Origin of the sequence: Streptomyces canus, from assembly GCF_030816965.1 — a bacterium.
In the GTDB taxonomy this organism is placed as follows: domain Bacteria; phylum Actinomycetota; class Actinomycetes; order Streptomycetales; family Streptomycetaceae; genus Streptomyces; species Streptomyces canus_E.
On the sequence record NZ_JAUSYQ010000002.1, the window covers coordinates 9,276,596 to 9,290,178 of the forward strand.

The following is a 13,583-nucleotide window of genomic DNA, read 5'->3' on the forward strand; positions in this document are numbered from 1 at the left end:
CGAGGCAAGCCATTGACCTCTGACCTGCTCGCCCCTCTCGACCTGGCGTTCTGGAACATGGAATCCGCCGAGCACCCGATGCACCTGGGAGCGCTCGGCGTCTTCGCGGCACACTCACCCACCGCCGGCGCGCACGCGGCCGATCTGCTCGCGGGCCGGGCCGCCGCCGTGCCCGGCCTCAGGATGCGGATCCGGGACGTGTGGCCGCTCGGCTTCCCGTACGCCTTCGGGGGAGCCGCCCGCGTACCCGACCCGGACTTCGACCCGCTCCGCCACGTCCTGCTGCACGCCCCGACCGCGGACTTCCACACCGAGGCCGGCCGACTCATGCAGCGGCCGCTCGATCGCGAACGGCCGCCATGGGAAGCCCATGTGCTGCCGGGGGAGGACGGTGTCTCCTTCGCCGTGCTCTTCAAGTTCCACCACGCCCTGGCCGACGGACTGCGGGCCCTGACGCTCGCCGCCGCCGTCCTGGACCCGATGGACCTGCCCGTGCGCAAGCCGCGCCCCGCGGAACCCGCGAAGGCCTTGCTCCCGGATGTGCGCCGGCTGCCCGGGCTCGTCCGGTCCGCCGTCTCCGACCTGGGCCGCGCCCTCGACATCGGCGCATCCGTCGCCCTGTCCTGCGTAGGCGTGCGCTCCTCGGCCGCCCTCGTCTCCAAGCCGACCGGCACCCGCCGCACCGCCGGAGTCGTCGTCGACCTCGACGACGTGCACCGCGTCCGCAAGACCCGGGGCGGCACCGTCAACGATGTCCTGATCGCGGTCGTCGCGGGCGCCCTGCGCCGCTGGCTGGACGAGCGCGGCGACGGCAGTGCGGGCGTGGCACCCCGCGCCCTGATCCCCGTCTCCAGGCGCCGTCCGCGCACCGCGCACCCGCAGGGCAACCGGCTCTCCGGGTACCTGGTGCGGCTTCCGGTCGACGACCCCGACCCGCTGGGCCGCCTGGACGCGGTCCGCACGGCCATGGACCGCAAAAAGGACGCCGGCCCCCACCGCGGCGCGGGCGCCGTCGCCCTCCTCGCCGACCATGTCCCGGCCCTCGGCCACCGCCTCGGCGGGCCCCTGGCCGGCCAGGGCGCCCGGCTCTGGTTCGACATCCTCGTCACCAGCGTCCCGCTGCCCGGCATCGGACTGAAGCTCGGGGGAAACCTGGTCACCGAGGTCTACCCCTTCGCCCCGCTCGCCCGCGGCCAGTCCCTCGCGGTCGCGATCTCGACGTACCGGGGACAGGTCCACTACGGTCTCGTGGCGGACGCCGAAGCCGTGCCTGACCTGGACGTCCTTGCCCGGGCACTGTCCGAGGAGGTGAAGGAACTGCTGGCTGCCTGCGGTTCTTGATCGTTCCGGATTGCGGGTCGGGTCCGGCGCTGAAGTAAAATTCCGCGTTCGACAAGCGGACGCGACCGACGCGCCGCTCGGGTGACCAGGGAAACGGCAGCGCGATGACGGTGACAGAGGACGGCTCGGCGACCATGGACGAGGTCGTGCGCGAGCCCGGTGACGAGGTCGTGCACGGCCCCGGCATCGATCCGGAGCGGCTGGCCGTCTGCCTCAGCGTGCTCGACGAGCTCGACAAGCTGGAGGTCGACCACCCCGACGCGATCGCCGTGCGCCGGGCCACCGCCGGCGTCTACCGCACCGTGAAGCAGCGCCGCCGGCAGGAGCGCCGGGCCGCCAAGACCGCCCACGACAAGGCGGTCACGGAGGCCACGGCGACCGGGTCCGCCCAGCGCATCGACGACGAGACCGAGGGCATCCTGCCGTCGTCGGTCACCGAGGAGGGCCGGATCGCGGGGATACTCCAGCGCCCGCGCTCCTGCTACACGTGCAAGACCCGGTACGTCGAGGTCGACTACTTCTACCACCAGCTCTGTCCGGACTGCGCCGCCCTGAACCGCGCCAAGCGCGACGTCCGCGCCGACCTCACCGGCAAGCGCGCCCTGCTCACCGGCGGCCGCGCCAAGATCGGCATGTACATCGCGCTGCGGCTGCTGCGCGACGGCGCGCACACCACGATCACCACGCGCTTCCCGAAGGACGCCATCCGCCGTTTCAAGGCCATGGACGACTCGGCGGACTGGATCCACCGCCTGGAGGTCGTCGGCATCGACCTGCGGGACCCGGCGCAGGCCGTGGCCCTCGCCGAGCAGGTCGCCGCGGCGGGCCCGCTCGACATCCTCGTCAACAACGCGACGCAGACCGTACGACGGCTGCCCTCCGCCTACGCCGCCCTGGTCGACGGCGAGAGCGCCCCGCTGCCCGCCGGTGAGCTCCCCGCCCACCACGTCATCGGTGCGTTCGGCTCCGGCGCGGTCGACGGACTCGCCTCCCTGCCCGCCGGGATCTCCGGCCTCGACGCGCAGCAGATCGCCGACCTCGCCCTGGTCGCGGGCAATGCCAGCGTGGCCCGGCATCTGGACGGCACCGCCATCGACGCGGGGGGCCTCGTCCCCGACGTCGTCGACAGCAACACCTGGGTCCAGACGATCGAGCAGATCTCTCCGGTGGAGCTGCTCGAAACCCAGCTGTGCAACTACACGGCGCCGTTCATCCTGATCAGCGCGCTGCGCCCGGCCATGGCCGACGCCGCGAAGAAGGCCGGGAGCGGACGCGCCTACGTGGTGAACGTCTCGGCGATGGAGGGCGTCTTCGGCCGCGGTTACAAGGGCGCGGGCCACCCCAACACCAACGCCGCCAAGGCCGCGATGAACATGGTCACGCGGACCAGCGCGCAGGAGATGTTCCAGACCGACGGCATCCTCATGACCTCGGTCGACACCGGCTGGATCACCGATGAGCGCCCCCACTACGACAAGCTCCGTCTCGCCGAGGAGGGCTTCCACGCCCCCCTCGACCTGGTCGACGGCGCGGCCCGCGTCTACGACCCGATCGTGCGCGGCGAGGACGGCGAGGACGTGTACGGGGTCTTCCTGAAGGACTACGCGCCCGGCAAGTGGTGAGCCCGCGGCTCTGACGGTCGGCGGCGGCCCTGACGTGTGGGCCGTCGTCGACGGGGAACACGGGGGCGGAAGGTTCTCTGCCAGGAGTTGTCATGGCACGTCCACACAGCATCGATCCGCGCGCCTTCAACGATCCGCGCAACCACTACCCGACCGACGAGGAGTTCTACGCGAGCGACCGTCCGGTCCAGCGCGAACTCCCGGAGGACCGGCCCCGCGGTGGTGCCTCCGACCCGATCAGGCACCCCTGGAGCTGGGGCATGATCGCGCTCGTCGTCTTCGCGGGCCTGATCATCCTCATGGGCATCGCCCTGTTCCCGTGACGCCGTCATGAGTGCGGCGGGGCATACGACCGCAGCCGGTCATGGACGGCGTACCCGCCCGGGTGCGCCGCCCGCACCCGTGTGCCCCCGTCCACCAGCAGATCCGCCCCGGTGATCCACTCGGCCGCGTCGGACGCGAGCCACACCACCGCCCGCGCGATGTCCTCGGGCTCACCGATCCGCCCCAACGGCAGTTCGACGGGGCCCTTCTCCCACACGAACCGCGCCATCTCCGTCCGTACGAGACCGGGAGAGACGGAGTTGACCCGCACCCGGGGGGCCAGCTCGCCCGCCAGCTGCCGGGTGAGATGGAGCAGCGCCGCCTTGCTCGTGCCGTACGCGCCGACGTTCGGCCCCACATGTCCGGCGCCCTCCGTGCAGACGTTGACCACCGACCCGCCGTGCTCCCGCATCCACGCCCGCCACGCCGCCTGCACCAGCCGCAGCGGTGCCTCGACATTGACGGTGAAGGCCTCGCCCCACGCCTGGGGATCCACCTCCATGAGGGGGCCGTACGGCTGATTCGTCGCCGCGTTGTTGACGAGGATGTCGATCCGGCCGAACTCGCCGAGAGCGAGATCCACGGCCGCCCGCGCGTGCTCCGGGTCCGCGACGCTCCCCGCCAGCCCGATACCGCCGAGCTGCTCGGCGGTGTGCCGGACCTCTTCCGCGTCCCTGGCCGTCACACACACCCGCGCCCCGGCGTCGGCCAGCTGCCGGGCGACGGCGTGTCCGATGCCGCGCGTGGCCCCGGTGACCAGGGCGGCCCTGCCGTGCAGTCCAGGCGTCATCGCCGTACCGTCTCATGACGGACCGTCAATCGACACCCCTGATACGGGTGTTGCGTGCCGCGACCAGCTCCAGCAGGGTGCGCCAGTCCTCCAGGACACCGGCGTCGAAGACGACGGCCCGGCTCTCCTGGTCCGCCTCGCGCAGGCGCGACAGGTCGTCGTCGCAGGTCGGGCCGTGGTGGCGGACCAGGTGGGCGACGCTCCCCCAGTGCCTTAAGGGCCTGGGGGGATCCCCAGCCGAGCAGGGGGCGTACCGCCGCTGCCGCGCGTTCGGCCCGGGCGGTGCCGTCGGAGGGGGACAGCAGCTGCCCGATGCCCCGTACCAGCCCCGCCACCTGGAGTTCCTTGTCGGCTGGGCGGCTGCGGCGCAGCAGAGCGGCGGTCCGCAACGCCTGCTGGTGCCGACAGGCGTGCAGCAGATCCATCAGCTCCTCGACACTGCGCAGCTCCATGCGTCAGTCCTCCCCAGCCCATTCGGTCGACAGGACCTGAACTGCGTGGCTCCGGACCGTCGAAGGCGCGCGCGGTCGTGTAGGCCGGTCGGGTGACTTTCAAACTGTGCATCGAGTGACAAATATGCCCAGAACGTTACTGAAAGACCTTAGGTGACTCGCGATGGTTACGCCTTGTTTTCAGCCCCTATCGAGCGGGCCACTGCTCATCTGGTTAATCTGTAGCCGACGGACGGCAGTACGGGGTCCCACCCACACCCATAGTCCGTCCCGGGACAAAGCCGGTCACCACGGCCTGCTCTCACCTGAGTTACCGGCGCCACCGCGTCCGAAACCGACTCGACCCAGACCCGAGCGGGCGTCCAGGCACCGGACCGTAGGGTGCACAGGTACGTCCCGAGGGTGAGCCCGACACATAAGGAGTGCGCGGTGACACCGGAAAAGACGAATCGCGAACAGCGCCCCAAGGAACGCCCGGAGCGCGCGGGCCGACGGCCCGGAGACATCGGCAGTCTCGACGTGTGGGCGCGCTCCGCCCCCATCCGTCTCGCGGGCTACGAGGACGACCTCGCCGAGCCCCACATCCTGCCCAGCGTGGACTGACCGCAGGACCTTCGCGATCGCCGACGGCATGGGCGTGCGAGACTCACGCCCATGCTGATCAGAGAAGCCGCGGCCGACGACTGGCCGCGGATCTGGCCTTTCTGGCACCGGATCGTGGCCGCGGGCGAGACCTACGCCTGGGACCCCGACACCTCCGAAGAAGCAGCGCGCGCCCTGTGGATGAACCCGGCCAAGCGCGTCTACGTCGTCGAGGACGAAAGCGGCGCCGTCGTCGCCTCGGCCTACGTCACCCCCAACTACGGCGGTCCCGCCGCCCACATCGCCAACGCCGGCTTCATGGTCGACCCCGACCAGGGCGGCCGCGGCATCGGCCGCACCCTCGCCGAGCACGTCCTGGCCGCCGCCGCGGCCGACGGCTACCGGGGGATGGTATTCAACGCCGTCGTCGAGACCAACCCGGCCGTGCGGCTGTGGACCTCGCTCGGCTTCACGATCCTCGGCACCGTGCCGGACGCCTTCGAACACCCCCGGCACGGACGCGTCGGACTGCACATCATGTACAAGGCCCTCTAGGGGCAGGTATTCAGTCGAGCGGCGCCGTCCGGCGCCACGGCTGCCGCCGCTCCAGTTCCTCCGCGACCTCCAGCAGCACCGTCTCCGACCCGGGCCGTGCCACCAGTTGCACGGCGGTGGGGGCGCCCGAAGGCAGAGTGCCGAGCGGGACCGACATCGCCGGCCAGCCGGTGAGGTTCCACGGCGGGGTGAGCGGCGAGTAGTTGGTGTTGACCAGGACGTTGCGCAGCCAGCCCCGCTCGTGCCAGGCCTCAGCCTTGGGGGAGCGGCGGGCCAGCGCCGGAAGCAGCAGGACATCGTGCTCGGCGAAGAACGGCTCCAGGCGCTCGCGCAGTTCCTGCCGGGCCTTGCCCTTCCGCACCGCCTTGACGAAGCGCCGGCCAATCGCCGCGTGCACCCGGGTGCGCCGGGCCAGCAGCCGCGGATCCAGCCCCGCCGCGTCCACCGAGGTGCCGGCCGTCCAGGTGGCGAGGGAGGTGACACTCAGCGAGAGCGGGTACGGCGGGTCGGCGCGCCGCACCTGATGCCCCGCCTTGATCAGCAGCCCGGCCGCCTCCCGGACCGCGTTCGTATACGGCGCGCTGATCGTGACCCCGGCGAGCGGGCTGCGCAGGGACACGGCGACGTCGAGCGTGGCGGGCGCGTCCCGTCGTACGAACTCGGTGCCGGCGATGACCGAAAGCAGCAGACGGGCGTCCTCGACCGTGGTCGCCAGCGGACCGTTTTCGGACATGCCGAACCAGTCGCCGTCGCTGATGCCGGCCGGGACCACCCCCGAGCCCGGCTTCAGCGTGACGAGCCCGCAGTTGGCCGCCGGGATGCGCAGGGAGCCCATGCCGTCGTTGCCGAGGGCGATGGGGACCAGGCCCGCGGCGACCGCGGCCGCGCTGCCGCCGGACGAGCCGCCCGCCGTACGCGAGGTGTCCCAGGGGTTGCGGGAGGTGCCGTGGACGCCCTCCGTGGTACCGAAGACGCACAGCTCCGGCACGTTTGTCAGCCCTACGACCACCGCGCCCGCGGCCCGCAGCCGGGCCACGACTTCATGATCGGCCTGGGCGGGAGTGTCGGGAGTCGCGGCGGAGCCGACGCGGTTGGCCTCGCCGCGCACGGAGAGGTTGTCCTTGACGGCCACCGGCACCCCGGCCAGCGGCAGTTCGCCGAGGTCGCCCCGGGAGCCCACCTCGTCGGCCTCCGCCATCGCCGCTTCGGCGCGCACCACCCGAAACGCCCCGATCCGTCCGTCGAGCCTGTCGATCCGGGCGAGGTGCTCGGCCACCACCTCCCGGGGCGTGGTCCGCTTCTCGCGGACGGCGGCGGCGATCTCGGCGGCGGTACGGCCGACCCAGCTGGTCACGTGCGCTCCTCGGGGGCTACTCGCGAGTACGTAGGGAGAACTCTGCCCGGAGGCGGACGTCGCGTCGAGAGCGCTCGCGCTTGGACATTCGGACCGGTCTTCTTGGACTTTTCGCGACGGAGGACGCCGGAGACAGGCGACGACCAGCAGGTCATCCGATCTCTGGCTCAACTCGCAGCTGATTCAGCCCCGTTGACAGCCCTTCTGTGGACCTCAATTATCAGCCATCCGATGAATAGGGAGTCGCTCATGAGGAAACGGCTGAGATTCGCCGCCGTCGTGGCGCTGCTGACGCTGCTCCTGGCGCCCGCCCCGGCGCTCGCACGCTCGGACCCGGGCCCGCCGGTCACGGTGCCCGCCCTGACCCAGTGGACTCCGGAGTCGGGCGCCTACGTCTACCGGCCCGGGGCCCGGCTCGTCGCCGACGGCCCGGCCGAACGCCGGGTGGCCGGCACGCTCGCCGGTGATCTGCGGGCGGCGGGCCACGGCTCGGTCCCCGTCGTACGCGGCGGAGCCCGGTCCGGTGACATCGTTATCGACGTCAAGCCGTCCCGGAGCTCCCTCGGTGCCGAGGGCTACGAACTCCACGCCGGTGCAGGCCTGTCGATCACCGGAGCGACCGAGACCGGCGCCTTCTACGGCACCCGGACCCTCCTCCAGCTCCTCGCGCAGGGCGACCGGATCCCCGCCGGGCGCACGGTCGACGTGCCGCGCTACAAGGAGCGGGGCGTCGGCGTGTGCGCCTGCTACATCCACGTCTCGCTGCCCTGGCTGGAGAACCTCGTCCGAGAGATGGCCTACAACAAGCTCAACCAGCTGCTCGTGGAGCTGAAGGTCAAGAGCGACGCCCACCCCGAGGCCAACACCTGGGGCTACTACACCAAGGACGAGATACGGCAGCTGGTCGCGCTCGGCGACAAGTACCACGTCGAGATCATCCCCGAGATCAACTCCCCTGGGCACTTCGACCCGTGGATCGAGAACCGCCCGGACCTCCAGCTGACCGACTCCGACGGCAACAAGCAGCCCTCCCGGCTCGACATCACCCAGCAGGCGGCCTTCGACTACTACACGAGTCTGATGGACGAGTACGCCCAGGTCTTCACGGCGAAGTCCTGGCACATGGGAGCCGACGAGTACATGCTCGGCTCCGACTTCGCGAAGTACCCGCAGATCCTCAAGTACGCCCAGGACACGTACGGTTCGGGCGCCACCCCGCAGGACGCGTTCGTCGACTTCGTCAACCGCGTCCACGACCACGCGGCGAGCAAGGGTGTGAAGCTGCGGATCTGGAACGACGGGCTGACCGGAGCCAACACCGTGCCGGTGAAGGCCGACACCACGGTCGAGCACTGGCTGAACGTGGCGGTCAAGCCCAGTCAGCTCATCGCGCAGGGCTACTCGGTGATGAACGCCTCCTATTCGCTCTACCTCATCCGCGGCGGCTTCCACAGCGACACCGAGTCGCTCTACGACCAGAGTTGGGACCCGCGCAGCTTCGAGGGCGAGAAGCTCGCCTCCTCCCGGGGCGTCACCGGCGCGAAGATCAGCCTGTGGCCGGACAACGGACGCGGTGAGACGGAGAACGAGGTCGCCGTCCGGCTCTGGCCCGCGCTACGGCATGTCGCCCAGGCCACGTGGGGGGATCCGCATCCCGACGCCGCCTACGCGGAGTTCGTGGCGCGCGGTGCGGCGGTGGGACACGCGCCGGGTCGGCGGGACCTGACCCGGGTTCCGGTGGCGGACGGCACGTACACCTTCGGGCGGTCGTTCACGGCCTCCGTGCAGCGCACGGCGGACGGCTATGTGACCCTCCGGTCGGCGGCCGGCTGCCTCGCGATCAGCGGCGGCAAGCTCACGCTCAACGTGCCGCTGCAGCCCGGCATCGAGGCGACCTGGGACACCTGCGACACGTCCGGCACCTTGCAGCGCTGGGAGTTGGAGCCCGTGGCGGGCGGATACCGGCTCGTCAACGCGATCACCCAGATGGCGCTCACCGTCACGGACGACGGCCGGATCGTGCAGTACCCGGCCGATCAACGCACCCCCGCCGTCTGGCACTTGAGCTGAGGAGCCCCCATGACCGTCTCCAGACGCCTCTTCGTCACCGCCGCCACCGCACTCGCCGTGACCGGCATCCCCACGATGGCCGCCGCGGCCTCCGACGACCGCTCCTACCGCATCCGCGTCTCCCCGGACGACACCGAGGCCGACCTCGTCCGCACGGCGTCCCACGTCAGGCCCACCGCACGGCAGATCGCCTGGCAGAGCCTGGAGCGGACCGCTTTCCTGCACTTCGGCGTGAACACCTTCACCGGCCTGGAGTGGGGCACCGGCGACGAGGACCCGGACGTCTTCCAGCCGACCGGCCTCGACACCGACCAATGGGCGGCGGCCCTGAAGGACGGCGGCTTCAGGCTCGCCATCCTCACCGTCAAGCACCACGACGGCTTCGTCCTCTATCCCTCCCGCTACACCGACCACTCGGTGGCATCGAGCAGTTGGCGCGACGGACAGGGCGATGTGCTGCGTTCCTTCTCCGAGTCCATGCGCCGCCACGGCCTCAAGGTCGGTGTCTACATCTCACCAGCCGACGAGAACCAGTACCTGCACGGCGTGTACGCCAACGGCAGCGCCCGCTCCCCGCGCACGATCCCGACCCTCGTGGCGGACGACGACCGTACGCCGGACCGATTCCACACCCTGGACGCCACCGACTACGGCGCCCACATGCTCAACACGCTGTACGAGGTGCTCACCGAGTACGGGCCCGTCGACGAGGTGTGGTTCGACGGCGCGCAAGGCCACATCCCACCCGAAAAGGTGGAGAGCTACGACTGGGACAGCTGGTACACCCTGGTGCGGACCCTCGCCCCGGACGCGGCGATCGCCGTCACCGGCCCCGACCTGCGCTGGGTCGGCAACGAGAGCGGCATGGCGCGCGAGGACGAGTGGAGCGTCATCCCGGTCAAGGAGAACCAGTACGGCCGCACCGACTGGGCCATGTCCTACGACACCCCCGACGAGGGCAGTCGCGCCGCCCTGGTGAAGGCGCAGCCCGCGACGGACTACCTCCAGTGGTGGCCCGCGGAGTGCGACGTCTCCATCCGCGACGGCTGGTTCTACCACGCCGACCAACAGCCCAAGTCCGTGGATTACCTGACGGAGATCTACTTCGGGTCGGTGGGGCGCAACGCGGTGCTGCTGCTCAATGTCCCACCGGACACGGAGGGCCTGCTGCACGGCACGGACGTCGTGCGGCTGCGGGAGTTCAGGGAACGGATCGAGCGGGAGCTGCCGCAGGACCTGACCGCGCGCGGTCGCACCACGTCGGCACCGGGCCGCGTCACCGTCGACCTCGGCACGGAACACGAGGTCGACCGCATCCGTCTCGCCGAGGACATCCGGCACGGCCAGCAGGTGGAGAGCTTCGTCGTCGAGGCGTTCCGCGACGGCACCTGGACGGAGGTCACGGGTGCCGGGACCGTCGGCGCGAGCCGCATCCTGCTGCTGTCGGCTCCGGTACGGGCCCGCAGGTGGCGACTGCGGGTGACACAGGCTCGAAGTGCCGTACAGATCAAGGAGTTCGGGCTGTATCGGTCCCGGGTCTGAGGGAGTGGGTGGCCACCGGATTCTCTGCGCCCCGGTGGCCACCCTTCACGGCAGCCGCCAGTCGAAGGGCATCAAGTCGCGTTCCCAGCCGGGCGTCCCGGCCAGTGCCTCGGCGGCTCGGGGAACACGCGTACGTCAGCTCGTAGCTCGTGTAGGCGGAGGTACGGGTCAGCACCCTGCCCAGTTCGAGACCGGACCCCCTGTGATCGCGCTGGATCATGGCCGGGATCGAGACGGGGTTCACCGGCGCCGGCGTCGGGCTCGCAGTGCGGGGCGTCAAGGCGGTCGGGCTGCTCGGGCGGGCCCGCTCCTCGGTGTCGCCGGTCGTACAGCCCACCGCGGCCGACAGCGCGAGTGCGGTGGCGACACAGACCGTTCCCCTTGTCCGCGTACGGCCATTGTCCCCGCCGGGGCGCTCGCTGTCCCCTCGGTTCAGGCGCCCCGGACCACCCCCGTGCTGTCCCGCACGATCAGCCGGGGAACCGGCACCCGTACCGTCCGCGCCGGACCGCCGTCCAGCAGCGCTGTCAGTTCCGTGGCCGCCGTACGGCCGAACTCCACGCTGTCCCGGGACAGGGCCGACAGCCACGGCTTGACCATGCGGCACAGGGCCGAGTCCTCCCAGGCGACCACCGAGACGTCCCCGGGCACCGAGTGGCCCAGTTCGGTCGCTGCGGCGACTCCGGCGAGGGCCATCACGTCGTTGTCGTAGATCAGCGCGGTCGGGGGAGCGGACGCCTCCAGGACCCGGCGGGTGACGGCCGCGCCCGCCGCGTCGGAGTAGTCGGTGGTCACCGACGTCACGCCGGTCAGGCCGCGCCGCTCGGCCTCCGCGCGCAGCGTGCGGATACGGCGCTCGGTGTGGGCGAGCCCGGGCAGGCCCGCGATGTGCACGATCCGTCGGTGGCCGAGGGCGTACAGCTCGTCCACGACCGCGGCCATCGCGCCCGCGTCGTCGGCCCAGACCGTCGACAGGCCGGGGTGGCGTTCGTCGGGGGCACCGCCGATCACCACACCGGGCAGGCCCAGTTCGTCGAGGACTCCGGTGCGGGGGTCTTCCGTTCGCGGGTCCACCACCAGGACACCGTCGACCCGGTGTTCGGCCCACCAGCGCCGGTACACCGCGCACTCGTCCTCGACGTCCTCCACCACCTGGAACAGCAGCCCGAGATGACGCTCCGCCAGCACTTCCTGTATCCCGGAGACGAGTTGGAGGAAAAAGGAGTCGACGCCGAGCGTCTCGGCCGGGCGGGCCAGCACGAAGCCGACCGTGGCGGCGCCCTCGCCGGACAGCGCCCGGGCCGCGGTGCTCGGGCGCCAGCCGAGTTCCTCGGCGACCCGGCGTACGCGGTCGCGGGTGTCCTCGGAGACGCCGGGCCGGCCGTTCAGTGCGAAGGAGACCGCGCTCTGGGAGACGCCGGCCTGCCGGGCGACGTCCTTCATCGTGGGCCTGCGGACCGGTGACCGCTTGCCTGACACGCTGTTTCCCCATTCCCTCGGCAGACCGTCGGGACAGTATGCACTAATGCGGTTCAGCTCCGTCAACCTAATACGCATTAGTCACTAAAGAAATTAGCTGTGCGAGAGGCATTGACGGGCCCGTGGAACGGCGTGCAGGGTCTCCGTCGTTGGCCAACTCCGCCGCAAAGGAGACCGGTTCGCCGTGCCCATTTCCCGCAGAACCTTCGCTGCCGCCGCTGTCTGTGCCCTTCTGCCGCTGAGCGGCTGCGGGTCCGGCGACGACGGCGGTTCGAGTGACGCCTCCGGCAAGATCGAGGGCGACATCACCTTCCAGACCTGGAACCTCAGGGCGAACTTCAAGGATTATTTCGAGGGCCTGATCGCCGACTTCGAGAAGAAGTACCCCGGCACCGAGGTGAAGTGGATCGACCAGCCCGCCGAGGGCTACGCCGACAAGATCAGCGCCGATGCCGCGGGCGGCACCCTGCCCGACGTCGTCAACGTGTCCCCGGACCTGGTCGCGCCCCTCGCCAAGGCCGGCCTCGCGCTCGACCTCGACAAGGCGGCCGGGCAGTACAGGAAGGAGTACCTGGACGGCGCCTGGGCCAGCCACCGGATACCTGGCATGACCGGCACCTACGCCTTCCCCTGGTACCTCAACACCGGACCGCTCTTCTACAACAAGTCCCTCTTCGAGGAGGCCGGGCTCGACCCCGACCAGCCGCCGAAGACGTACGACGAACTCTTCGCGGACGCCCTGGAGCTGGCGAAGAAGAGCGACGGCAAGGTCGCCACCCTCGCCAACGTGCCCACCGTCGAGGACTTCGGCCGCTACGGCGTCCAGCTCATGAACTCCGAGGGCACCGCCTTCGCCTTCAACGACGCCAAGGGTGTCGAACTGCTCACCAAGTACAAGGAGCTGTACGACGCCAAGGCGCTCGACCCGCAGGCGCTCACCGCCACGCCCGAGTCCTCCGGCAAGAAGTTCCTCACCGGGGCCGTCGCCATGAACCCCGGCAGCGCACTGGACCTCGGCAACTTCAAGAAGCAGGCGCCGAACCTGTACAAGAACATCGGCATCACCGACCAGATCACCAGTACCGGGCACGTCAACATGTACGTGATGGGCGTGATGGTGAACGCGCAGACCAAGAAGAAGGCCGCCTCCGTCGCCTTCGCGCACTACGTCACCGACGCCGAGCACCAGATGTCCTTCGCGAAGAAGGTCGCCATCTTCCCGAGCACCGCGGGATCGCTGGACGACCCCTACTTCACCAAGGAGGACGGGACCGACGAGACGCGGGTGCGGGTCGCCGCCGCCAAGTCCCTGAAGAACGCGGTCAATTACACACCCGTGCTGTTCAGCGAGCAGATGAAGACGGCCCTGCGCAACGAGGTCGCGAAGGCGTTGCAGGGCAAGGAGAGTCCCGAGGAAGCCCTCGACAACGCTGTCAAGGCCTGCGACACGCTGCTCCAGCAGCAGGGATAGC

11 protein-coding genes and 1 pseudogene are annotated in these 13,583 nt (G+C 70.6%); 8 read left to right on the top strand and 4 right to left on the bottom strand.

Annotation, left to right across the window (positions count from 1 at the left end; translation table 11 throughout):
- The first annotated feature begins 12 nt into the window (after positions 1-12).
- The 3 genes from QF027_RS43320 (at position 13) to QF027_RS43330 (ending at position 3,286) form a co-directional block, all read left to right on the top strand.
- Positions 13-1,341, top strand: coding sequence for a wax ester/triacylglycerol synthase family O-acyltransferase (locus QF027_RS43320; protein ID WP_306973381.1), 1,329 nt, complete (start codon positions 13-15; stop codon positions 1,339-1,341).
- Between the two features lie 104 nt (positions 1,342-1,445).
- Positions 1,446-2,963 carry an SDR family NAD(P)-dependent oxidoreductase gene (locus tag QF027_RS43325; RefSeq protein WP_306973380.1) on the top strand — a complete coding sequence of 506 codons (1,518 nt, stop codon included), beginning with the start codon at positions 1,446-1,448 and terminating at the stop codon, positions 2,961-2,963.
- 92 nt (positions 2,964-3,055) lie between these two features.
- Complete coding sequence (locus QF027_RS43330) at positions 3,056-3,286, top strand: hypothetical protein (RefSeq protein WP_306973379.1); 231 nt, start codon at positions 3,056-3,058, stop codon at positions 3,284-3,286.
- Between the two features lie 5 nt (positions 3,287-3,291).
- On the opposite strand, the gene QF027_RS43335 is transcribed toward QF027_RS43330, so the two are convergent.
- Positions 3,292-4,077 (bottom strand): SDR family oxidoreductase, encoded by a 786-nt coding sequence (locus QF027_RS43335; RefSeq protein WP_306973378.1) that lies wholly within the window; start codon positions 4,075-4,077, stop codon positions 3,292-3,294.
- Between the two features lie 25 nt (positions 4,078-4,102).
- Positions 4,103-4,529 (bottom strand): annotated as a pseudogene (locus QF027_RS43340) (hypothetical protein).
- Positions 4,530-4,958: 429 nt separating this feature from the next.
- On the opposite strand from QF027_RS43340, the gene QF027_RS43345 reads away from it, so the two are divergent.
- Together QF027_RS43345 and QF027_RS43350 are read left to right on the top strand one after the other, a co-directional pair.
- Positions 4,959-5,132: a hypothetical protein gene (locus tag QF027_RS43345; protein ID WP_007386357.1), complete on the top strand. Its 174-nt coding sequence runs from the start codon at positions 4,959-4,961 to the stop codon at positions 5,130-5,132.
- A gap of 51 nt (positions 5,133-5,183) precedes the next feature.
- The gene (locus QF027_RS43350; protein WP_373432009.1) at positions 5,184-5,666 is read left to right on the top strand and encodes a GNAT family N-acetyltransferase; all 483 of its coding nucleotides are present in this window, start codon (positions 5,184-5,186) and stop codon (positions 5,664-5,666) included.
- 10 nt (positions 5,667-5,676) lie between these two features.
- Here the strand turns inward: QF027_RS43350 and QF027_RS43355 are convergent, their stop codons facing one another.
- The gene (locus QF027_RS43355; RefSeq protein ID WP_307080924.1) at positions 5,677-7,020 is read right to left on the bottom strand and encodes an amidase; all 1,344 of its coding nucleotides are present in this window, start codon (positions 7,018-7,020) and stop codon (positions 5,677-5,679) included.
- A gap of 249 nt (positions 7,021-7,269) precedes the next feature.
- On the opposite strand from QF027_RS43355, the gene QF027_RS43360 reads away from it, so the two are divergent.
- Entirely contained in the window at positions 7,270-9,090 is a 1,821-nt protein-coding gene (locus QF027_RS43360; protein WP_307080926.1) for a family 20 glycosylhydrolase, read from the top strand.
- Between the two features lie 9 nt (positions 9,091-9,099).
- On the top strand, positions 9,100-10,632 hold the full coding sequence (locus QF027_RS43365; protein WP_307080928.1) for an alpha-L-fucosidase: 1,533 nt from the start codon (positions 9,100-9,102) through the stop codon (positions 10,630-10,632).
- Between the two features lie 432 nt (positions 10,633-11,064).
- Here the strand turns inward: QF027_RS43365 and QF027_RS43370 are convergent, their stop codons facing one another.
- Positions 11,065-12,075 (bottom strand): LacI family DNA-binding transcriptional regulator, encoded by a 1,011-nt coding sequence (locus QF027_RS43370; protein WP_307082701.1) that lies wholly within the window; start codon positions 12,073-12,075, stop codon positions 11,065-11,067.
- Between the two features lie 220 nt (positions 12,076-12,295).
- Here QF027_RS43370 and QF027_RS43375 point away from each other — a divergent pair, with 220 nt between their 5' ends.
- A complete protein-coding gene (locus tag QF027_RS43375) occupies positions 12,296-13,582 on the top strand; it encodes an ABC transporter substrate-binding protein (protein WP_307080930.1) in 1,287 nt (428 codons plus the stop codon).
- The last annotated feature ends 1 nt before the right edge of the window (position 13,583 follow it).

Coding starts and splice junctions, on each gene's coding strand:
- QF027_RS43325 (WP_306973380.1), top strand. CDS start 1,446: ATGACGGTGACAGAGGACGGCTCGGCGACCATGGACGAGGTCGTGCGC.
- QF027_RS43330 (WP_306973379.1), top strand. CDS start 3,056: ATGGCACGTCCACACAGCATCGATCCGCGCGCCTTCAACGATCCGCGC.
- QF027_RS43335 (WP_306973378.1), bottom strand. CDS start 4,077: ATGACGCCTGGACTGCACGGCAGGGCCGCCCTGGTCACCGGGGCCACG.
- QF027_RS43350 (WP_373432009.1), top strand. CDS start 5,184: ATGCTGATCAGAGAAGCCGCGGCCGACGACTGGCCGCGGATCTGGCCT.
- QF027_RS43360 (WP_307080926.1), top strand. CDS start 7,270: ATGAGGAAACGGCTGAGATTCGCCGCCGTCGTGGCGCTGCTGACGCTG.
- QF027_RS43365 (WP_307080928.1), top strand. CDS start 9,100: ATGACCGTCTCCAGACGCCTCTTCGTCACCGCCGCCACCGCACTCGCC.
- QF027_RS43370 (WP_307082701.1), bottom strand. CDS start 12,075: ATGAAGGACGTCGCCCGGCAGGCCGGCGTCTCCCAGAGCGCGGTCTCC.